Source organism: Nitratireductor aestuarii (genome assembly GCF_014641695.1).
Taxonomy (GTDB): domain Bacteria; phylum Pseudomonadota; class Alphaproteobacteria; order Rhizobiales; family Rhizobiaceae; genus Chelativorans; species Chelativorans aestuarii.
Map to the genome: position 1 here is coordinate 142,813 of NZ_BMIF01000009.1, position 19,404 is coordinate 162,216.

General features: G+C 60.7%; 15 protein-coding genes and 1 tRNA gene. 7 read left to right on the forward strand and 9 right to left on the reverse strand.

Translation table 11 applies throughout. The annotated features are described in order from the left end of the window. Positions 1–4: 4 nt before the first annotated feature. The 5 genes from pgl to IEX27_RS14980 all read right to left on the reverse strand — a co-directional run bounded on the left by pgl (position 5) and on the right by IEX27_RS14980 (position 5,591). The gene (pgl, locus tag IEX27_RS14960; RefSeq protein ID WP_188721880.1) at positions 5–703 is read right to left on the reverse strand and encodes a 6-phosphogluconolactonase; all 699 of its coding nucleotides are present in this window, start codon (positions 701–703) and stop codon (positions 5–7) included. Between the two features lies 1 nt (position 704). After that, positions 705–2,177 (reverse strand): glucose-6-phosphate dehydrogenase, encoded by a 1,473-nt coding sequence (gene zwf, locus IEX27_RS14965; protein ID WP_188721881.1) that lies wholly within the window; start codon positions 2,175–2,177, stop codon positions 705–707. A 111-nt stretch (positions 2,178–2,288) separates the two neighbouring features. Then, entirely contained in the window at positions 2,289–3,575 is a 1,287-nt protein-coding gene (locus IEX27_RS14970; protein ID WP_188721882.1) for an NAD(P)/FAD-dependent oxidoreductase, read from the reverse strand. Positions 3,576–3,590: 15 nt separating this feature from the next. After that, positions 3,591–5,021 (reverse strand): glutamine synthetase family protein, encoded by a 1,431-nt coding sequence (locus IEX27_RS14975; protein ID WP_188721883.1) that lies wholly within the window; start codon positions 5,019–5,021, stop codon positions 3,591–3,593. 132 nt (positions 5,022–5,153) lie between these two features. Beyond that, a complete protein-coding gene (locus IEX27_RS14980; protein WP_188721884.1) occupies positions 5,154–5,591 on the reverse strand; it encodes a hypothetical protein in 438 nt (145 codons plus the stop codon). A gap of 221 nt (positions 5,592–5,812) precedes the next feature. On the opposite strand from IEX27_RS14980, the gene IEX27_RS14985 reads away from it, so the two are divergent. The 4 genes from IEX27_RS14985 (at position 5,813) to IEX27_RS15000 (ending at position 9,837) form a co-directional block, all read left to right on the forward strand. Further along, positions 5,813–6,910, forward strand: coding sequence for a polyamine ABC transporter substrate-binding protein (locus tag IEX27_RS14985; RefSeq protein ID WP_188721885.1), 1,098 nt, complete (start codon positions 5,813–5,815; stop codon positions 6,908–6,910). A 64-nt stretch (positions 6,911–6,974) separates the two neighbouring features. Then, complete coding sequence (locus IEX27_RS14990; RefSeq protein ID WP_188721886.1) at positions 6,975–8,117, forward strand: ABC transporter ATP-binding protein; 1,143 nt, start codon at positions 6,975–6,977, stop codon at positions 8,115–8,117. A gap of 9 nt (positions 8,118–8,126) precedes the next feature. Then, positions 8,127–9,038, forward strand: a complete 912-nt coding sequence (locus IEX27_RS14995) for an ABC transporter permease subunit (RefSeq protein ID WP_188721887.1) — start codon at positions 8,127–8,129, stop codon at positions 9,036–9,038. 1 nt (position 9,039) lies between these two features. Continuing rightward, the gene (locus IEX27_RS15000) at positions 9,040–9,837 is read left to right on the forward strand and encodes an ABC transporter permease (RefSeq protein ID WP_188721888.1); all 798 of its coding nucleotides are present in this window, start codon (positions 9,040–9,042) and stop codon (positions 9,835–9,837) included. A 9-nt stretch (positions 9,838–9,846) separates the two neighbouring features. Here IEX27_RS15000 and IEX27_RS15005 read toward each other — a convergent pair whose 3' ends face one another. Then, a complete protein-coding gene (locus IEX27_RS15005) occupies positions 9,847–11,670 on the reverse strand; it encodes an AsmA family protein (protein WP_188721889.1) in 1,824 nt (607 codons plus the stop codon). Between the two features lie 411 nt (positions 11,671–12,081). Continuing rightward, complete coding sequence (locus IEX27_RS15010) at positions 12,082–15,336, reverse strand: ATP-binding protein (RefSeq protein WP_188721890.1); 3,255 nt, start codon at positions 15,334–15,336, stop codon at positions 12,082–12,084. Positions 15,337–15,581: 245 nt separating this feature from the next. Here IEX27_RS15010 and IEX27_RS15015 point away from each other — a divergent pair, with 245 nt between their 5' ends. Both IEX27_RS15015 and IEX27_RS15020 read left to right on the forward strand, forming a co-directional pair. Continuing rightward, the gene (locus tag IEX27_RS15015; RefSeq protein ID WP_188721891.1) at positions 15,582–15,935 is read left to right on the forward strand and encodes a phasin family protein; all 354 of its coding nucleotides are present in this window, start codon (positions 15,582–15,584) and stop codon (positions 15,933–15,935) included. Positions 15,936–16,204: 269 nt separating this feature from the next. Continuing rightward, a tRNA-His gene (locus IEX27_RS15020) sits at positions 16,205–16,281 on the forward strand. A 102-nt stretch (positions 16,282–16,383) separates the two neighbouring features. Here the strand turns inward: IEX27_RS15020 and xseA are convergent. Further along, complete coding sequence (gene xseA / locus IEX27_RS15025; RefSeq protein WP_188721892.1) at positions 16,384–17,955, reverse strand: exodeoxyribonuclease VII large subunit; 1,572 nt, start codon at positions 17,953–17,955, stop codon at positions 16,384–16,386. Between the two features lie 60 nt (positions 17,956–18,015). Further along, positions 18,016–18,969 (reverse strand): LysR substrate-binding domain-containing protein, encoded by a 954-nt coding sequence (locus IEX27_RS15030; protein WP_188721893.1) that lies wholly within the window; start codon positions 18,967–18,969, stop codon positions 18,016–18,018. A gap of 105 nt (positions 18,970–19,074) precedes the next feature. Between IEX27_RS15030 and IEX27_RS15035 the strand changes: the two genes are divergently transcribed. After that, complete coding sequence (locus tag IEX27_RS15035; RefSeq protein WP_188721894.1) at positions 19,075–19,356, forward strand: DUF1127 domain-containing protein; 282 nt, start codon at positions 19,075–19,077, stop codon at positions 19,354–19,356. Positions 19,357–19,404: the final 48 nt, after the last annotated feature.

The following is a 19,404-nucleotide window of genomic DNA, read 5'->3' on the forward strand; positions in this document are numbered from 1 at the left end:
ATACTCAACCCTTCGGAGCCCAGTAAACGTGCACGGGCACGCCTGCGCGCTCGATGACTGCCCGGATGGGCAGGTTTGACTTCTTGGCAAGCGCCTGTTCCAGAACGGCGCGCTTGTCGTCACCTTCGATGTGGAGGAAGATTGCCCGCGCAGCACAGAGCACGGGCATGGACAGTGTCAGCCGGGGCTCTTGAGCGGCCTCGGAGACCACCGGCTGGACGGGCGGACCGTCCAGCGTTGCGAGAAGCTCTCCGATGTTTTCCGCATCGGGAAAGAGTGAGGCCGTATGGCCGTCATTGCCCATGCCAAGCACCAGAACGTCGAGCGGCAGCGGGAGAGCTGCAATCGTCTTCGATGCCCGCTCTGCGGCTTCATCGATGTTGGAACCCGAATGGTAGAGGGGCACAAACTCGGCGTCGGATGCACGGTTCTTGAAAAAATGGCGCAGTGCGAGCCGTGCGTTGGACCGTTCAGAAGATGGCGGAACGAACCGCTCGTCCGCCAGGGTCACGGCAGTCCGCTCCCAATGGATAGGGGTTGAGGACAATTCTTCCAGAAACAGGCGCGGAGTGGTGCCGCCGGAGATGGCGAGCAGTGCCTTGTTCCGGGCAGACAAAGCCTTTGCCAGCTCGCCTGAGACCTTGTTCGCGAGGTCCCGCGCCAATGCCTGCGGCGAGGAGAATTCGTACCACTTGACCTTCATGCTACACGCTCTCGTGCCAGGTGCGGCCTTCCCGCTCGATCAGGGCGATCGATCCGGAGGGACCCCAGGTGCCTGCGGTATAGAGCTGAACCGGCTGCTTGTTGTCTTCCCAGGCGCCGACGATCGGGTCGATCCAGTGCCAGGCGGCCTCAACCTCGTCACGACGCATGAACAGCGTCTGGTTGCCCCGGATCACGTCCATCAGCAGGCGCTCGTATGCGTCGGGGTTACGGTCCGTGAAGGACTCGGCAAAGCTCATGTCGAGTGGCAGATGGCGCAGGCGCATGCCGCCCGGCCCTGGTTCCTTGATCATGATCCACTGCTTCACGCCCTCGTCGGGCTGCAGGCGGATGACCAATTGGTTGGCGAAAACCGGCCCCGCCTGATCGCCAAAGATCGAATGCGGGATCGGCTTGAACTCAATGACGATCTCCGACACGCGGGCCGCAAGACGCTTGCCTGTGCGCAGGTAGAAGGGCACGCCTGCCCAGCGCCAGTTGCCGATCTCGGCCTTGATCGCCACGAAGGTTTCCGTGTTGCTGCTGCCCGCGCCCAAATCGTCGAGATAGGCCTTCACCGGACCGTTAGCCGAAGCACCGGCGCGGTATTGCCCGCGGATGGTCGAGCGTTCCGCGTTGGCGCTGGTGATCGGCACCAGGGAGCGCAGGACCTTCAGCTTCTCGTCGCGCACGGCATCCGCCTCCATGGAGGAGGGGGGCTCCATGGCCACGAGGCAGAGAAGCTGCAGCATGTGGTTCTGGACCATGTCGCGCAGTGCACCGGCCTTGTCGTAGTAGTCGGCCCGGCCTTCGAGCCCGACGGACTCGGCTACGGTGATCTGGACGTGGTCGATATGGGCATGGTTCCAGAGCGGCTCGTACATGACGTTGGCGAAGCGCAGCGCCATCAGGTTCTGGACCGTTTCCTTGCCGAGGTAGTGGTCGATGCGGAAGATGTTGCGTTCTTCGAACACCCGGCCGATGACCTCGTTGACCTCCTTCGCGGTGCGAAGGCTGCGCCCGATCGGCTTTTCAACGATGATGCGCGAGGTGGGCGTGGCAAGCTGGTGCTTTTCGATCTGGCCGACAAAATCACCAAAGATGCTTGGCGCTACAGCCAGATAGAAGGCACGGACGTGATTTCTGTCGCCCAGATGTTCCTTAACCGCGGCAAATCCGTCGCCGGAGCGGGCGTCCACCGGGACATAGGAGAGGCGAGAGAGGAAACGCTCTAGCTCCGTGTCGCTCACCTCGGCCGCCGGCACGTGGGTGACGATCGCCTCGCGCGCGGTTTGGCGGAACTGTTCGTCCGTCAGGTCGGAGCGGGAGGCGCCGATGATCCGCGTCGGATCACTGAACTGGCCGGCGCGCTGGCGCTGGTAAAGCGCAGGTAGAAGCTTGCGCTGCGAGAGGTCCCCGGTCGCCCCGAAGACGACGAGATCGAATGGTTCAACCGGAATGATCTGGCTTGTCATGCACTCTGCCTTTCACGTTCTGGCTGCTTCTAGATTAATCGATTTAAAAATTCCAGACAGGATTGCAACTAAGTGCAGCCTAACATCGCAATTTAGAAGGAATAAGGCTGCCTAGATGAGGTCGCGGAGCGCGTACCAGTTCAACGCAAGCACCAGCAGAACTGACTGGAAGCGCTGACCGCCGGGGAAGGGCGGAATGGCAAGCTCTTCAAAGAGCTTCAGTTTTTCGCGTTTGCCCGCGAGCGCTTCGGCGTAAAGGCGGCCCACGTAGTTGGAAAGCATGACCCCGTGCCCGGAATATCCGCCAGCGGAAATGACATGGGGCAGGACTTCGCGCACGTAGGGCATGCGGGGCATCGTGATGCCGACATAACCGCCCCAGGCGTGGGTAATCTCCGTGTCCTTCAGCTGCGGATAGACTTCCGCGATCTGCCGGCGGATCTGGTTGCGGATGTCGCCGGGGCTCGCCTTCGAATAGATCTCTCGCCCACCGAAGAGAAGGCGACCATCGCTCGACTTGCGGAAATAGCGGACGACGAAGTGGGAGTCGTCGACGCTTTCGCCGCCGGGAAGTACTTTGCTGTCGGAGCCAAGCGGCGGCGTTGCGCCGATGAAGGAACCGATCGGCATCAGATGGCGGGCCGTCGTTTTCTCGAGCCCATCGATATAGGCGTTGGTCGCGATCAGGCAGTTTGCCGCGGTAATCGTGCCCTGGTCGGTCTCAACCTCCACCCGCCCGCCATTCGCGTTGATACGCAGCGCCTGCGTGCCCTCGAAGATATGCGCTCCCGCCCTTGCAGCCGCCTGACCGGTCCCCACCAGAAGTTTGATCGGGTTGATGTGACCGGTGCCGGTATCCTTGATGCCGCCATGATAGCGGCTCGACCCAAGATGCGCCGCCGTCTCGTCGCGATCCATATAGGTCAGGTGCGGATAGCCGAAGCGCTCCGCCATGATTTCTGCATGGTGCTTATAGTGGCGAGTGTATCGAGGCTTATGGGCAACGGAAAGCTGACCTGGCATGTAGTCAATGTCTATGCCGTGCTCTCCGGCGAAGGACAGGAGATGTGACTTCGCTTCCTCTGCCACGTCGAAGAGCGCCTTGGCGCGGGTGAAGCCCAACTGGCCCTCGAGGTCTTCGGCCCAGGAGCGCTGGCCAGTGCCAAGCTGGCCGCCGTTGCGGCCGGAAGCGCCGTCACCCAGCCGATGTGCTTCGATTAGCACAACGTCCACACCAGCCTTTGCCAGGTGATAGGCAGCCGAGACGCCCGTAAAGCCGCCGCCGATGATCACTACATCGGCACGGCGACTGCCGTCCAGCCTCGGATATTCAGGTCGTGCGTCGAGTGTCGCCTCGTACCACGAGATTCCGGGCGAAATCGGAGACTGGTAGCCCATGCGGAGGCTCACACCCTAAACGTTCAACAGAAGGTATTCGCGTTCCCAAGGGCTGATTACACGCATGAAGGTTTCAAACTCCATGCGCTTGATCGCCGCGAAGGTGGTGATGAAGCTGGTGCCCAGAATGTCGTGCAGGAGCTTGTCCTGTTCGAAGAGCGCAACAGCTTCGAGCAGCCCGCGCGGCAGCTCGATCAGATCCTCGTTCACGGACTTGCTGGAGGGCGCATCGGGTTCGATCTTTTCGAGGATGCCCGACAGACCGCAAGCCAGCGATCCGGCAAGCGCGAGGTAAGGGTTGGCGTCTGACGACGGGATGCGGTTTTCCACGCGACGGGCCTGGTGGTCCGATACAGGAACACGGAAAGCGGCGGTGCGGTTGTCGTAACCCCAGCGCGTGTTGACCGGCGCAGAGGCGCTCTGCGTCAGGCGGCGGTAGGAGTTCACGTAGGGCGCCAGCATCACCAGCGCATTTGGAATGTGCTTCTGCAGCCCGCCGATGAAGTGGCGGAACGTCTCGCTCTCACTGCCGTCGGCGTTGGTGAAGACGTTCTGGCCGGTCTTGATGTCCACCAGCGACTGGTGGATGTGCATCGCCGAGCCGGGCTGATCCTGAATGGGCTTCGCCATGAATGTTGCGTAGATGTCGTGCTTCAGCGCCGCCTCACGGATCGTGCGCTTGAACATGAACACCTGGTCGGCAAGCTCGATCGGATCACCATGGCGCAGGTTGATCTCCAGCTGGCCTGCACCTTCCTCGTGGATCAGGGTGTCAATCTCCAGACCCTGCGCTTCCGAGAAATGATAGATGTCATCGATCAGTTCGTCGAACTCGTTGACGCCGGCGATGGAATAGCCCTGGCCACCACCAATCGGGCGTCCCGAGCGGCCGACTGGCGGGGTCAGCGGGTAATCCGGGTCGGGGTTCTTGTGGACGAGGTAGAACTCGATCTCGGGCGCTACGATGGGCTTCATGCCCATCTCGGCATATTTGGCCATCACGCGCTTCAGCACGTTGCGGGGGCTGTATTCCACCACGCTGCCGTCCTGACGAGCGAGATCGCAGATCACCTGTGCGGTCGGATCGCTTTCCCACGGAACCACGGACAGTGTAGCCAGGTCCGGGACCAGCTTCAGATCGCCGTCGTCCTCGGGATAGACAAAACCATGGCCATCTTCCGGGTATTCACCGGAAATGGTTGTCATGAAGACAGCGGAGGGGAGGGCCAGCGACGTGTTGGAGATGAATTTCTTCGACGGCATCATCTTGCCGCGCGCGACACCCGCCTGATCAGGGGTGATGCACTCGATGTCTTCAATGGCACGCCATTCAAGCCATTCCGTGGCCTGTTTCCAATCCGTCACGCCTCGCAGGTTTTGCAGGAACGCTGCAGATGCGCGCGTACGGCTCGCTTTCCCACGTGGAGTTTTCGTATTGTTCAACATCAATCACCTAAAATGCTCAAACGAGATACTATACTAGCCCCGTTAAATGCAACGAACGAGCGCGTTGTTGCCGAGCATTGCGGGAAAATTACGTCAGAACACGAGCTCTCCGCACCCTTTCAGGTTCATCCGTCAGTGCGCCAGTCCCTGGTTCAGCAGCCGGGCCACCGATGCCTGTATCTTGTCCTGGGTGAGCGGCATCGAAATCATTGCGTCCAGTACCATCGCCGTTCGGACAGATCCATCGTAGGGCTGTCCGCCCTTCGTAATCCCCAAAATTCGCGGAAAACCGTCATTGCGCCTGTTGCGAAGCTCGATCAATGACGCAACTATATCGCCCAGCGTGGCGTGTTCTCGGGTCAGGTCCAGAACGACCAGCGCCAGCTCTTGAGTATTGAGCGTATCAAAGCTCTCCCAACCATCCACGCAGGTGGTTTGCCGGTAGATGCCTTCAATACTTTGGGCCAGGATGATCCGATTTATCGGTGAGGCTGAAATGACAACGACGGAACTGCCGGTTGCCCTACGCCTCGGATCGATCGCCTCCAGCAGTACATTCCCACTCGCCATCAATCCCCACCTGCAATCTTTAGTTGCATGTTTATATATAATTACAACGAAAGATTGCCTTCGTCAATGCGCGGCAAAGACCCATGTTTGTGCCACTGTAATGGCATGGGGGAAATCTTTTATTTCTCGCGAATTTCCTCCTTGTCTGTACAGTTGATCAACAATAGGTTCGGCCCAAATTCCGCGTTTGCGGATATGATGGATGAAGGGAGCTTGGTCCAATGAAGAGCCATCTTGTACTGCGGTCAGTACTCTCGGTAACAACAGCTCTCTTCGCGTTCGGAGCGATGGCGCAGGAGCGGGTTGTCAACGTTTACAACTGGTCCGACTATATCGACGAAAGCATCCTTGAAGACTTCACCAAGGAGACGGGGATCAAGGTCGTCTACGACGTTTACGATTCCAACGAGGTGCTGGAAACCAAGCTGCTCGCTGGCGGATCGGGCTACGATGTCGTGGCGCCCACGGCCGAATTCCTGGCGCGCCAGGTGCAGGCCGGCGTGTTCCAGAAGCTCGACAAGTCGAAGCTCCCGAACATCTCGAACATGTGGGACGTCATCGAAGACAAGACGGCGATGTACGATCCCGAGAATGCCTTTTCGATCAACTACATGTGGGGCACTACCGGAATCGGCTACAACAAGGCCAAGGTGAAGGCGGCACTGGGCATCGACACGGTGGATTCCTGGGACGTGCTGTTTGATCCGGAGAATGCAGCCAAGCTTGCCGACTGCGGCATCTACCTGCTCGACACGCCGACCGATGTGCTGCGCGCGGCGCTGAACTATGCGGGCCTGAACCCGGACAGCCGTGACCAGGCTGAACTGCAGAAGGGCGCTGACATTCTTCAGGCGATCCGTCCCTATGTGCGCAAGTTCCATTCGTCCGAATACATCAATGCACTCGCCAACGGCGATATCTGCGTGGCCCTCGGCTATTCCGGTGATATCTTCCAGGCGCGCGACCGCGCTTCCGAGGCAGGGCAGGGTGTCGAGATAGGCTACTCCATCCCGAAGGAAGGCGCGCAGATGTGGTTCGACCAGATGGCGATCCCGGCTGATGCGCCGCACGTTGAGGAAGCGCACGAGTTCCTGAACTACCTGATGCGCCCCGAGGTGATCGCCAAGGCGTCGAACTTCACCGTCTATGCGAACGGCAACTTCGCCTCGCAGGAATTCATCGACGACGATATCATCACCGACACCGCAGTCTATCCGGATGAAGCCACGCTGGCGAACCTGTTCGTAGCGCTGCCGTTCGATCCGCAGACGCAGCGCGTCGTGACGCGTCTGTGGACGCGCATCACCACCGGACAGTAAAACTAAGTTGGCCGGTCCTCGCCCAGGATCGGCCAGCCAACATCCTTGGGCGGGAGGCTGGTGAATGGCGTCTCTTGGCAGTATCCGGCGGGATTTCGCTCCCTGGGCAAACCCCGACGAAAAGCCGTTCATACGCTTCGAAAACGTCACAAAGAGTTTCGGCTCACAGACCACAGCCGTCGATGACCTGACGCTGTCGATCTACGAGCGCGAGTTCTTCGTCCTGCTCGGACCTTCCGGCTGCGGCAAGACCACGCTTCTGCGCATGCTGGGCGGGTTCGAGCAGCCCACCTCCGGTCGTGTTCTTCTCGATGGACAGGACCTCTCCGGCGTGCCGCCTTATCGGCGGCCGGTGAACATGATGTTCCAGTCCTACGCGCTCTTCCCGCATATGTCGGTCGAAAAGAACATCGCCTTCGGCCTCAAGCAGGAGGGGATGCCCAAGGCGCAGATTGGCGAGCGGGTTCAGCGCATGCTGAAGCTCGTAAAGCTGGAGAAGTATGCGTCGCGCAAGCCGCACCAGCTTTCCGGCGGACAGCGGCAGCGCGTGGCACTTGCGCGTGCGCTGGCGAAGCGGCCGAAGGTTCTGCTGCTCGACGAGCCGCTGGGCGCGCTCGACAAGAAGCTGCGGGAAGAAACGCAGTTCGAGCTGATGGATCTGCAGCAGGAGCTGGGCCTCACCTTCGTGATCGTGACGCACGATCAGGACGAAGCCATGACCATGGCCGACCGCATTGCCGTCATGGACGCCGGCAAGGTGCTGCAGGTGGCGACGCCAGCGGAGATCTATGAAGCGCCCAATTCCCGGTTCGTTGCGGAGTTCATCGGCAACATCAATATCTTCGACGGGCAGATCGTGGAGAAGACGGGAAGCGCTGCCCGGATCCGCGACAAAAGCGGGACAGAATTCCAGATCGCCCTAGGGTCAAACGCGCAGGCCGATGGCTCGGCGGGGCTCGCCGTCAGGCCCGAGAAGCTGCAGATCACTCGCGAGCGGCCGGCCGATGCCGTCAATGCCATCGACGGTGAGGTCTGGGACATCGCCTACATGGGCGATCTCACGCTCTATAACCTGAAGCTGGACGACGGGCGGATCATCAAGATCAGCACGATCAACAGCCGCCGGAGGGTGGAAGACGCGCTCACCTGGCATGACCGGGCGTGGGTGTCCTTTGCGCCGGATGCCGGCGTGCTGCTGACGCGTTAGGAGGGGCTGATGAGCCGGCCTTCACCATCTCTACTGAGCCGGGTCGTCATCTGGGTGCCCTATCTCTGGCTCCTTGCGCTGTTTCTCGCTCCCTTCTTCATCGTCTTCAAGATATCGCTGTCGCAGACCGCGATTGCGATGCCTCCCTATACGCCCACCTTCGGGCTGAGCGAGGGTTGGGAGGGGCTCAAGAACGCCTTCAACAGCCTGTCGTTCGACAACTACCTTTGGGTGTTCGGCGATCCGCTCTACGTCAAAGCCTATCTGTCGAGCCTGAAGTTCGCGGCCATATCGACGGTGCTCGCGCTGCTGATTGGTTATCCGCTCGCCTATGGCATGACGCGCGCGCCGGAAAATCTGCGCACCATCTTCCTCATGATGGTGATCCTGCCGTTCTGGACGAGCTTCCTGATCCGCATCTATGCGTGGGTGGCGATCCTGAAGCCGGAGGGGCTGCTGAACCAGTTCCTGCTGTCGCTCGGGATCATCAAGCAGCCGCTGATCATCCTGAACACCGACCTCGCGATCTATATCGGCATAGTCTACTCGTACCTGCCGTTCATGGTGCTGCCCCTCTATGCTGCGCTTGAGAAGATGGACCATTCGCTGGTGGAAGCGGCGCAGGACCTTGGGTGCACCCCCATCAAGGCGTTCTGGAAAGTGACCTTCCCGCTCTCGCTTCCGGGCGTTCTTGCCGGGTCCATGCTTGTCTTCATCCCGGCAGTGGGCGAATTCGTGGTGCCGGATCTGCTTGGCGGTTCGAGCACGCTCATGATCGGCAAGACGCTGTGGGCCGAGTTCTTCGTTAATCGCGACTGGCCGGTCGCTTCGGCGGTGGCGATCCTGCTGCTGCTGATCCTCGTCCTGCCGATCGTCTATTTCCAGCGGGTTCAGGCAAAAGCCCGCGAGAGCGAGGTCTGACATGGCTGGAAGCTGGAGCCGGTTCAACATCATCTCGCTGACGCTGGGTTTTGCGTTCCTCTACATACCCATCGTGCTACTCGTCATCTATTCGTTCAACGAGTCCCGTCTCGTGACCGTCTGGGGCGGGTTTTCGTTCAAGTGGTACGGGGCGATGCTGAACAACAGCGCGCTGATGAGTGCCGCGTGGGTGACGGCCCGCGTCGCGCTGATCTCTGCGACGCTGGCGACCATTCTTGGAACGATGGCGGCCGTTGCGCTAACCCGCTACAGCCAGTTCCGTGGACGCCTGTTGTTCTCGGGAATGGCGGTGGCGCCGCTGGTCATGCCGGAGGTTATCACAGGACTGTCGCTGCTGCTGCTCTTCGTGGCGGTTGGCCTTGATCGCGGGTTCACGACGATCATGCTGGCGCACACCACTTTTGCCATGTGCTATGTCGCCGTTGTGGTGCAGTCGCGTCTGGTAACCTTCGACCGCTCGCTGGAAGAGGCTGCCATGGATCTTGGTGCTACGCCCGCGCGCGCCTTCTTCCAGGTGACGCTGCCAGTCATTGCGCCTGCGGTCATCGCCGGCTGGATGCTGGCCTTCACGCTGTCTCTCGATGATCTGGTGATCGCAAGCTTCACGTCGGGCCCGGGCGCCACGACGCTGCCAATGAAGATCTACAGTCAGGTTCGTCTTGGCGTGACGCCTGAGATCAACGCGATCAGCACCGTGCTGATCGGTATCGTGACGGTTGGCGTACTCGCCGCTTCCCTCTTCAACAAGCGCCGCGCGCTGCGCGAGCGCCAGGGTTAAGCGAAGCGATCAGGGCATCAGTCCTTCCGGTCCGAAGCGGAGGGGGGCGGTGACAAAGGGCGCGTCCCATGAGCCGCCGACGAAAAAGTGCAGCTCGTCGGAGCCTTCCTCGGACAGCACAGCGGAGAGCGCCAGAGCGCGGCCTGCGACCGGGACGAGGCCATGCAGCCTGAGATTATATTGCCCGGCGCTTGCCTTCGCTGTGCTGATCTCAGCCAGTCCGTTCTTCACCGTTGCCTTGATCTCGGCAGCATCCAGCGCGATGCTTCCGTCAGCGTCCGTATAGAGCGGAATGAAGGTGCTCTTGCCGGATTGGTCGATCAGCTTCTGAATATCGATTCCGGGCAGCTGACCAGGGCCGAACGTGGCGGATACCTCGCCATTTGCCGTTGAAAGCAGGTTTTCGATGGTAGATCCCTGGCCTTTCAGGAACACGGACAGGTTCGCCTTTCCCTGAGGGATGAGATTACGGCGCCCGAAAGGCTGCGCAAGCTGGCCAAGCTCGATCTCGGTTCCGTTCAGGCGAAGTTCCAGCTGATCCGGGTCGCCGGACTTGTCGGCGCGAACGCCCACCTGAAAGTTGCCGCCCAGTCCCATGGCGTCGGAGATATCGAAGGTCGAGAGCTCGCCCTTGGTCTTTGCGACGGCGGCAACCTTGCTTAGCGGAATGGAGCCGAAGGTGGCGGAAGCGGCGGAGAACCGCAGATCGAAGTCGAGGCCGCTGATGAAGGAATGATTGCCGTTCGTCCGGGCACTGCCCGTTTCCAGCGGGCCGAGCGCCTGTGCCAGGCCGCGCAGGTTGAGCGCGTCGAAGGCCAGCGTTCCGATAATGCTCGGCCTTTCGTCCTCAAAGCTCACTTCCAGAACACCGCGCCCGGAGCTCGCATCGACGGCAAGGCTTGGCGTTTCCAGCTTCATGCGGTTGGAGTCGCCGGAGAGCTGGGCGGTGAGAGCAAGGGGACCGATGCGACCGCCCGGCAGGCGCACGCCATAGGTCCATTCTGCAAGCCGGTTGACCGACGGAGCAGACATCTCGAGCGCGCCCTCCACGAGACCGATCTCGCCGAGACCGGCCGTGCCCTCGAAGGAGAAGCGGGCGGGAGCGGCTTCTACCGTGAGCGAGAGGGGAGCATTGCCACCAGCCACGAGCAACAACGGCTGGGCGGAGTTGGCGCGCACGGTGACGGCTTCACCGTGCCAGATGCCGCGGGCGGACAGGGTAGCCGCGCGGTTGAGCGCAGGCCAGTCAAGCTCGCCCGACAGGCTGCTTATGACATCCACCCACTGTCCCTCGACAGGCGACAGCACGCGGGCTTCGGTAAATTCGATTTCGCCAAGGCTGTAGGCGGGCAGGGAGCTCAGATCCGGAGCTTCCGGCGATGCAGTGACCGCTTCCTTGGCCAGCCGGACGGAGCGAGCAAGCCTTCCCCAGCTTTGGGGTGAGGGAAACTGTGCGACGGTGATGTCCTCACTCAGGCGCAGGATCGGGCGGAGCAGTCGTATGCGGGTGAAGACGACTTCGCCGCGCAGTGCAGCGAGGGCGGACAGATCCACCTCGATCTCCTCCGCCTCAAGGACGGGCTCGCTCGTGTCTGTCCAGCTCTGCAGGCGGACATCCTTCAGAACGGCGCGGAAGGTGGGCCATACGTGGACGTCTGGCGCATCATCGATGCTGACGCGATAACCGGTCCAGGCGGTCATCTGCTGGGCTATACGGTCACGTACAATCTGCGTCGACGCCACGAAGGGCAGCCCGATGAAAATGACAAAAATACCCAGCACGACAGCGATGGCTGCGGCCCATATCGTTTTTTTTGCAAGCCCCTGCGACATACATCTCCGATCCACAAGTGGTCCGGCCACTCTGCAATCGATTTCCTTATCCGACTAACCTACCAGTTCAAATCCTTGTGCCATAGCGGTGGCAACAAATCATCACCAGCGAATGACCTGGATCTACATATCACATGGGACCAATATAAGAAGAACTCACAGATCCGATTGCCACGGTTTCTTGAGCAATTTCGCAGGGATACTGGCAAGTTCTGTATCGGAGGCCCGCGTGGGAAAGGTTAATTTGTCATTAGGAAAATGTTAAATATGTGAAGCTTACGATGCATTTGGCGACACTGCTTCGTCCAAGTGCGCCAAGCCCCGTTTTAACAGTTCCTCCACGCTGAACGCCTTCACCCCCTACGAAGGCGTTCTTTTTTAGCAACGCTATCCCGGCTGAAGTCCCTGAGCCTACGTGTCGGCCAGAACCCGGGTTGGAGGAAAAGTGATTTCGACGAGCGTTCCTTCACCCGGCGTCGAGCTGATCGAGAAGAAGGCGCGGTTGGCTTCCACCATGGCACGGGTCAGCGGCAGGCCGAGGCCGGTGCCGTCGCCGCGCTTGCGCCGCAGCGCGTTGATCTGGCGGAAGGGTTTCAGTGCTTCCTCCAGCTCCGTCGGGTTCATGCCAATGCCAGTGTCGCGGATGCGCAGGACCACCGAACCTTCAGGCTGATAGGCGGTGGATACAATGATCTGCCCGCCGGCCGGTGTATAGCGCACCGCATTGGACAGCAGGTTGAGCGCGATCTGGCGGATGCTGCGAAGATCAGCCACCACATTGGGGATACGGGTGCCGAAGCTTGAGCGGATGATGACGCGTTCGCTGTTGGCCTGCGGCTGCATCATGGAGACGGCCTGCTCCAGCGCCTCGTTAAGCGAGATCGACTCGAAGTGCATCTCCTGCTGGCCGGCCTCGATCTTCGAGATGTCGAGCAGATCGTTGACGAGATCCAGGACATGGTTGCCGGACCGGTTGATGTCGCGCAGGTAGTCGCGGTAGCGGTCGTTGCCGATCGGACCGAATTTCTCGTCGATCATCAGCTCCGAGAAGCCGATGATGGCGTTCAGCGGCGTGCGGATCTCATGGCTGACGCGGGCGAGGAAGTCGCTTTTATGGGAAGAAGCCTGCTCAGCCTGCGAGCGAGCCTGATTGAGTTCGTCCTCTATGCGCTTCCAGTGCGAGATGTCCCGCAGCACCGCGCAATAACCCTGGTTCTCCGGCAGGCGGGCCAGCGTGATGAAGAGCGGGATGAAGCGCCCATGGGCCTCGCGGCCAATCACGTGACGGCCGTCGTTGAGGATGCTGTTGGCGCCACGCTCGCCCATCGCGACGACGTATTCCTGGACCGTGCGCTTGCTTTCGATGGCGAACAGCACGGAGAAATTCTTGCCGATCACGTTTTCCGCGTTGAACCCGAACAACGCTTCCGCAGGCGCATTGAGCGAGCGGATATCTCCCTCGTTGCTGATGATGATGACGCCGTCGGCAGCCGTGTCGACGATCGTCTGCATCTCGCGCAGACCAAGGCCGAAGGGCGATGTCTCGTGTTCGAAGGGTTCCCGGTACTGGGTGCGGATCACTGGCTTCAGCGCTAGCATCAGGGTCTTGCGACCGTGCCAGCGGACCGATTGCAGCCGTGTCTGTACGGGAACCGCGGTGCCTGTGGCGGTGCGCAGCGTCAGAGTGGTCTCGTCGTGAACGCGGAAATCCGGCGCGTCTTCGAACAATGCGCCAATGCCGCCAGCTGCCTCGAGGCTTGGCAGATCCGCATAGCCGGTGAGCTGCAGGAACTCCCTGTTGGCAAAGTGGAGTTCGTCGCCGGAATGGATCAGCAGCGGTACAGGCAGGTGCGCGACCAGATCATCCAGCTCCTGCGACGGGGCAGGCTCTGCCTTCAATGCCGTCGCTGCTGCGAGGGAGCGTGAGGCCTTTGCTGGCTTTTCGTGCTTCTTTGCCGGAACGAGGCTCAGCAGAGAGCGGGAACGGCGGGGTTGCGCGGCAGGCGCTTCCACCGGCTTTGGCTCGGGCGCCGGGGCAAACCAGGCGCCAGGCATCTCGACAGTCTTATCCGCCGGAGTGGTCTCTTCAGCCTCATTGCTGAATTGCGTTGCAGGCAAATCTTTCGCGTTGTCCGGCTCTGAAAAGGATTCCGGAGCGTTTTCCGGATGGTCCTCAACCGGGGGCAGAACGGCGTCCGGAATTACCGGGGTCAGCTCAGGCAGTTCGGTCGCCGCCTGCTCCCCGGCAATGTCTTCTGCAGCCAGTTCCTGATTGCGCGCAGCCAGCGCCTCGTTGGCGCGGCGAAGCCGTTCGCCAATCTCGCGGAATGCCAGACGCTCAGCCTGAGAAAGACCGTAGGTCTTCTCGATAGCCTGGGCGGCTTCCTTATCCGCAGCGCGTCGCGTGTGTTCCTGCGGGATCTCCAGGGCCGGACGCTCACCGGCGAATGGGTCCTTCGTCAATTCATCAATGATCGGCGTGGTGGTATAGGGCGTCTCGCGAGGGCCCTGATCAGGCGTAATCGCCCGCAGCACTTCCCCGATGCCTTCCGGATCCTCGACGGCTTCGTTCATGCGGATCATGCCGAAGCCACGGAACCCTTCGAACACCTTGCCGCGCCCGTAGACAGGCAGGCCAGCCAGATCGACAGGCACCTTGAGGCGGGTGCCTGCCAGCGGCCACATGACCGTGCGGCCCGACCAGGTGTCACGACGTTCCATCAGACGATAGATTGAACCGTCATTGTCGAGCCCGAAGGTGTTCGCAACTTCGCGGAAGGTGCGCCCGATGACGTCCGCAGCAGGCTCACCGACGGCTTCGCCAAATTCACTGGAGATGCTGGTGAAACGACCTTCCGCATCCGTGCGCCAGGAAAAGCGGACCGTCGGATTTTCCTGGGAAAAGCTCTTGGCAACAACAGAATTGTCCGGATGCACTGGAGTCTCACTGATTGGCGGCGCGACAGGCTCAAGCTCAGCATCGCGAGAGAGCGGCTCGGTGGATGCCTCGGGCTCAGCCACAACCGGCTGGTCGTCGACGATGACCAGCAGATGGAGCTCGGGGTCGTCCGTCAACCGGGCGATGCCCGCGGGAAGATTGCGGCCAGCTGACAGGCGGCCCTTGGCAAGCCGCGCCTCTCCCTGGCGAACATCTTCAAGCAGGCTGCTGATGGCTGAACTGTCTAACTTCAGGGAGGCGAAATTGGATGATGCCGCTTCGATGCTTCCCTTGGCGTCAACCAGTGCTGCGAATTGGCCTGGTCCGGCGATACCAGAGATGACGCGACGGGCGCGTTCAGCCGCCGCGAGCTCTTCCGCCGGTGCGGCTGCGAGCAGCAATGCTTCCTCGCCGCCGGGCAGCGTGAAGGCGCTTGCGTGGAAGAAAGCGAGGCCGGAACTCAGGCGCACTGCAACGGCACGATTCTTGCCGATGTGCGGGAAGTCGGGCAGGGCCTTCAGCTGACGTAGGGCGACACGCGAGAAACCCGGGTCCTGGTCGACTGCCTCCTCGACGCTTGCAAACCCGAACAGCTCGGCGCCTGCGCCATTGGCCCAGACAATGCGCGACAGATCGGCGGAGAGGATGACGAGCGCGTCTCCTGCCACAAAACGTTCCCGCACCCCATCGAGCACGACTATGTCGAGAAACGGATAAGCTCTCGCCATTCGGGTTCACCAGAGTTCGACAGGACCCATTTCCTGCCGGCTTTAACGAGTTGTTAATAAAGGGATGTGGCGGGCACGTCCACAAAACTAAAGAACCTGAGCCTTGTGATCCTTGACATTGGTTAACGGCACACCCAGATTTTGTGCACTGCAATATAATGTTGCAATGCACAATTCAGCGCGTTATAGTGCCTCTATCAAATGGCGTTAGATGTCGCGATGGTAACCAACGAAAGGTTCATACCATGAGCAAGATCAATGAAGGTAACGCAGCGGACCAGGTCAAGTTCGGTCCGGAAGAAGTACGCAGTGCTTTCGAGAAGTCCCTTGAGAACGCGCAGGCACTGAGCACCGATTTCGCACAGAAGTCGATCGCGATGATGCGCGAGGGCACAGAAGTCGGTCTCGGCCAGTTCAAGGCTCTGGCAAGCGCGAAGTCCGTATCCGAGCTCATGGAAGTGCAGAGCTCTTTCCTGCGCAAGCAGATCGATTTCGCCACCAGGCAGGCCAAGGAATTCCAGACCCTCTCCGAGAAGGCGATGAGCGAGTTCACGCAGCCGATGCGCGACGTGTTCTCCACGACGTTCAAATTCCACTAGGTGGCGGGCTCACTGCCCAATGGCGGTGAGATATTGCTTGGGATGGAGGCTGCGGTTCGTTCGAATCGCAGCCTCTTTTCATTTCGGAAGCTGATTCTCCTCACGAAGGCGTGCGAGCCGGATTTCAGCTGTTCCGACCCTCATGCATCGTGCAGCCGACACGGACATTCCAGGGTTTTTCCAACGGAAAGCAGCGACAATTTCGCTTCTGTGGTTTGAGGCTCTTGCAAATCAGAACGATTGCCCGTAAGGACGCGGGCAGAAGCCGTGCGGTTGTAGCTCAGTTGGTTAGAGCGCAGGATTGTGGCTCCTGAGGTCGGTGGTTCGAATCCACCCAACCGTACCACTCGCACCCTTCCCCATCTCCGAAATAGCCGTATCAAGACGCTGCCAACCGGTGGCCGAACTCACGCGAATCTTGGCCAGAATTCAATCAGATAGGGCGTTTTCAGAACAACGAGCCCTGACCGCCCTTGTCGTTTGCGGGGGGCACCTTGCGCGCTGGCGCAGGCTTCGGCGCAGCTGCCTGGCTGCCCGCAATTGCGGTCGTGCTGCCATCCGCAAACTGGAGGTTCAGCACCTGTCCGGCTGAGATCTCGGCAGCCCTCTTCAGCGGAAGATTATCCGCATCGCGGACGACGGCGAAACCTCGCTCCAGCACAGCCTGATAGGAAAGCGAATTGACCAAACGTACGTGGTGGTCGAGCTTGGCGCGATAGGTTCTGATCTGCAGCCCTGCCGCCCGATCGGCTCGGCCGGTGAGTGCGTCGAGACGATCTTTCGCAGAACGGAGACGGTCGACCAGCCCACGGGGCGTGATCCGCGCAGCATCGCGATCAAGGCGGGTCCGGCGATTGTGCAGCATGTTCTGGTAGACCAGCGGCAGGCGGCTGCCGCACTGGTTCAGGCTGCGACGCGATTCGCCCAGACGTAGCGTCAGCGTTGCCGGCGAAAGCCGGATGCTGTCCAGCCTCAGGCGCTTCTTGTGCATCAGCACATCCAGCGCACGGACATGGCGGCTCGCGCATTCGTCAAAGTGACGGCGCGGGATGGCGAAGAGCTGGTCGGGCGATGGCATTGCGCGGGCGGTCGAGCGCAACGTGTTCTGTTTGCGGTCGAATTCGCGCGAAATGGCTCGCTTCAGACGGGCGGAAAGCTGGGCAAGGCCTGCTTCCAGGTCGGCCCTCACCGGCGTCACCATTTCGGCGGCACCCGTAGGTGTCGGCGCGCGACGGTCGGCCGCCAGGTCTATCAACGTCCAGTCCGTTTCGTGGCCGACGGCGGAGATGACCGGAATCTTCGAATCCGCAACGGCGCGGACCACTGCTTCGTCGTTGAAGCCCCAAAGGTCCTCGAGGCTGCCGCCACCACGTGCGACGATGATCACGTCGGGGCGCGGAAGGGAAGGGTGATCACCGAAGCGGTTGAAACCAGCAACAGCATTCGAGACTTCCATGCCTGTCGTCTCGCCCTGGACGCGTACGGGCCAGACGAGGACGTGCAGCGGATAGCGATCGGTGATGCGGTGAATGATGTCGCGGATCACCGCGCCGGTGGGCGAGGTCACCACGCCGATGACGCGGGGCAGGAAGGGCAGGGGCTTCTTGCGCTGTTCGGCAAAGAGGCCTTCGGCCGCCAAACGGCGCTTGCGCTCTTCCAGAAGCGCCATCAGCGCTCCGGCGCCCGCAGGCTCGAGCTGGTCGATGACGATCTGATACTTGGACGAACCCGGGAAGGTGGTGAGCTTGCCGGTCGCGATGACCTCAAGCCCTTCCTGCGGCTGGAACTTCAGCCGCGGAAAAGTGCCTTTCCAGATCACTGCTTCGATGCGGGAGCGGTCATCCTTCAGGGAGAAATAGCAGTGGCCGGAGGTGTGGCGGCCGCGAAAGCCGGAGATCTCACCACGCACGCGGACATAGCCGAACGCGTCTTCCACCGTCCGCTTCAGGGCGAGCGAAAGCTCGCTCACCGAAAATTCGGCGGCGTTGGTTCGCGAATCGGTCACTCTCAGCTCGTCCATGTCGTGATTGAGCCTCAACGGAGAAGGAACGGTCAAGCAGCGGCGGAAATCAGCGGGGGACTACCATCCCGGAAGGATGTGGTCCGGCCGCATGCGCTTTGCCCGCCGCATGTGGCGCATGCCGTTGTTGAAGTCCACGTCCTCGCTCGTTTCAATAAGCGTTGCAGAGATGTTGTCGAGGCTTTCCGTTATATGGCGGGCGAAAGCATCCACGACATCCATCTGCGTCGCGGGCCTGCGCAGGATGCCGATGACGCAGTCGGGCAGCGGCGGGAACTCGTCAGCTTCTCCCAGCACGCGCATGCCCGGGCGCAGCGAACATTCCGGCATGATGGTGATCGCTCCGCCCGACAGCACGGCTGCCGCGATTGCTGTCGCGGAATAGCTCGTAAACATGACGCGATAGTCGCGGCCGATCTTGTCCAGCGCAGTGCAGCCATGCTGCCGCCAGGTGCAGGTGGGACGCCCAAACGCCATCGGAAGAACGGCGCGCCGGTGCGTCTCGTGATTCGCAGAACCAACCCAGAGAAGGGGTTCGCGCCGCACCATCTGCGCTGGCGCATGGTCGGTCACCAGCGCGACGTCGAGCAGTCCCTGCTGGATCTGCGTGATCAGGTTGACCGTCGGTTCGCAGATGATCGACATTTCTACCCGCGGATTGGAGCGCGAAAAGCGGGTCATGATCTCAGGCAGGAAACGATCGGCATAGTCGTCCGGCATGCCGATGCGGATGTGGCCTTCAAGGCTCTCCTCATCGAAGGCGGCAAGTGTCTCGCGGTTCAGCCGCAGCAACTCGCGCGCGTAGAGCAGAAGCTTTTCGCCGTCGGTGGTGAGGCGGTTGTTGCGCCCGTCCTTTTCGAACAGCGTCTTGCCCAGACGCTCTTCCAGCCGGCGCATCTGCATGGAGACGGCAGACTGGGTTCGGAACACCTCCTCCGCCGCACGGGTGAAGCTGCCAGTCTCCGTAATCGCTACGAAGGTGCGAAGCTGATCGAGATCGAGGGGCGTAACCATGGCTAGCCTGCATCACCAGTTTTGATGATTAAGATTAGAAACATTCGTTCGAATAATCAATTGGCCTGTGAGACAAGGCTTCCCGATCTTTCAGGAGGTGGTGTCATGCAGGTTCAACAGAATACCGCAAAGTTGCAACTCGGGGGCGGATCAGAAGGTCTGCTCACCCGGCTCGCGCGTGTAGTCCGTCATGTCCGCAAGATCATCGCGGGCCGTCTTGCATTGCGTCAGCTGGAAGAATTGGAAGACTGGCAGCTCAGGGATATCGGGGTGAGCCGGAGGGATATCCACTTTGTGGGTGACCGCTCATGGCTGGACGATCCATCACATCTGCTGAACGAGATCGCGCGTGAGCACGCCAAGCAGATTATCCGGAAGACTTCGTGAGAGAAGTCGCCAAGTCCCCCTTCGCAGTTCGACATGCTCACCATGAAG

Coding starts and splice junctions, on each gene's coding strand:
- pgl (WP_188721880.1), bottom strand. CDS start 703: ATGAAGGTCAAGTGGTACGAATTCTCCTCGCCGCAGGCATTGGCGCGG.
- zwf (WP_188721881.1), bottom strand. CDS start 2,177: ATGACAAGCCAGATCATTCCGGTTGAACCATTCGATCTCGTCGTCTTC.
- IEX27_RS14970 (WP_188721882.1), bottom strand. CDS start 3,575: ATGGGCTACCAGTCTCCGATTTCGCCCGGAATCTCGTGGTACGAGGCG.
- IEX27_RS14975 (WP_188721883.1), bottom strand. CDS start 5,021: ATGTTGAACAATACGAAAACTCCACGTGGGAAAGCGAGCCGTACGCGC.
- IEX27_RS14980 (WP_188721884.1), bottom strand. CDS start 5,591: ATGGCGAGTGGGAATGTACTGCTGGAGGCGATCGATCCGAGGCGTAGG.
- IEX27_RS14985 (WP_188721885.1), top strand. CDS start 5,813: ATGAAGAGCCATCTTGTACTGCGGTCAGTACTCTCGGTAACAACAGCT.
- IEX27_RS14990 (WP_188721886.1), top strand. CDS start 6,975: ATGGCGTCTCTTGGCAGTATCCGGCGGGATTTCGCTCCCTGGGCAAAC.
- IEX27_RS14995 (WP_188721887.1), top strand. CDS start 8,127: ATGAGCCGGCCTTCACCATCTCTACTGAGCCGGGTCGTCATCTGGGTG.
- IEX27_RS15000 (WP_188721888.1), top strand. CDS start 9,040: ATGGCTGGAAGCTGGAGCCGGTTCAACATCATCTCGCTGACGCTGGGT.
- IEX27_RS15005 (WP_188721889.1), bottom strand. CDS start 11,670: ATGTCGCAGGGGCTTGCAAAAAAAACGATATGGGCCGCAGCCATCGCT.
- IEX27_RS15010 (WP_188721890.1), bottom strand. CDS start 15,336: ATGGCGAGAGCTTATCCGTTTCTCGACATAGTCGTGCTCGATGGGGTG.
- IEX27_RS15015 (WP_188721891.1), top strand. CDS start 15,582: ATGAGCAAGATCAATGAAGGTAACGCAGCGGACCAGGTCAAGTTCGGT.
- xseA (WP_188721892.1), bottom strand. CDS start 17,955: ATGGACGAGCTGAGAGTGACCGATTCGCGAACCAACGCCGCCGAATTT.
- IEX27_RS15030 (WP_188721893.1), bottom strand. CDS start 18,969: ATGGTTACGCCCCTCGATCTCGATCAGCTTCGCACCTTCGTAGCGATT.
- IEX27_RS15035 (WP_188721894.1), top strand. CDS start 19,075: ATGCAGGTTCAACAGAATACCGCAAAGTTGCAACTCGGGGGCGGATCA.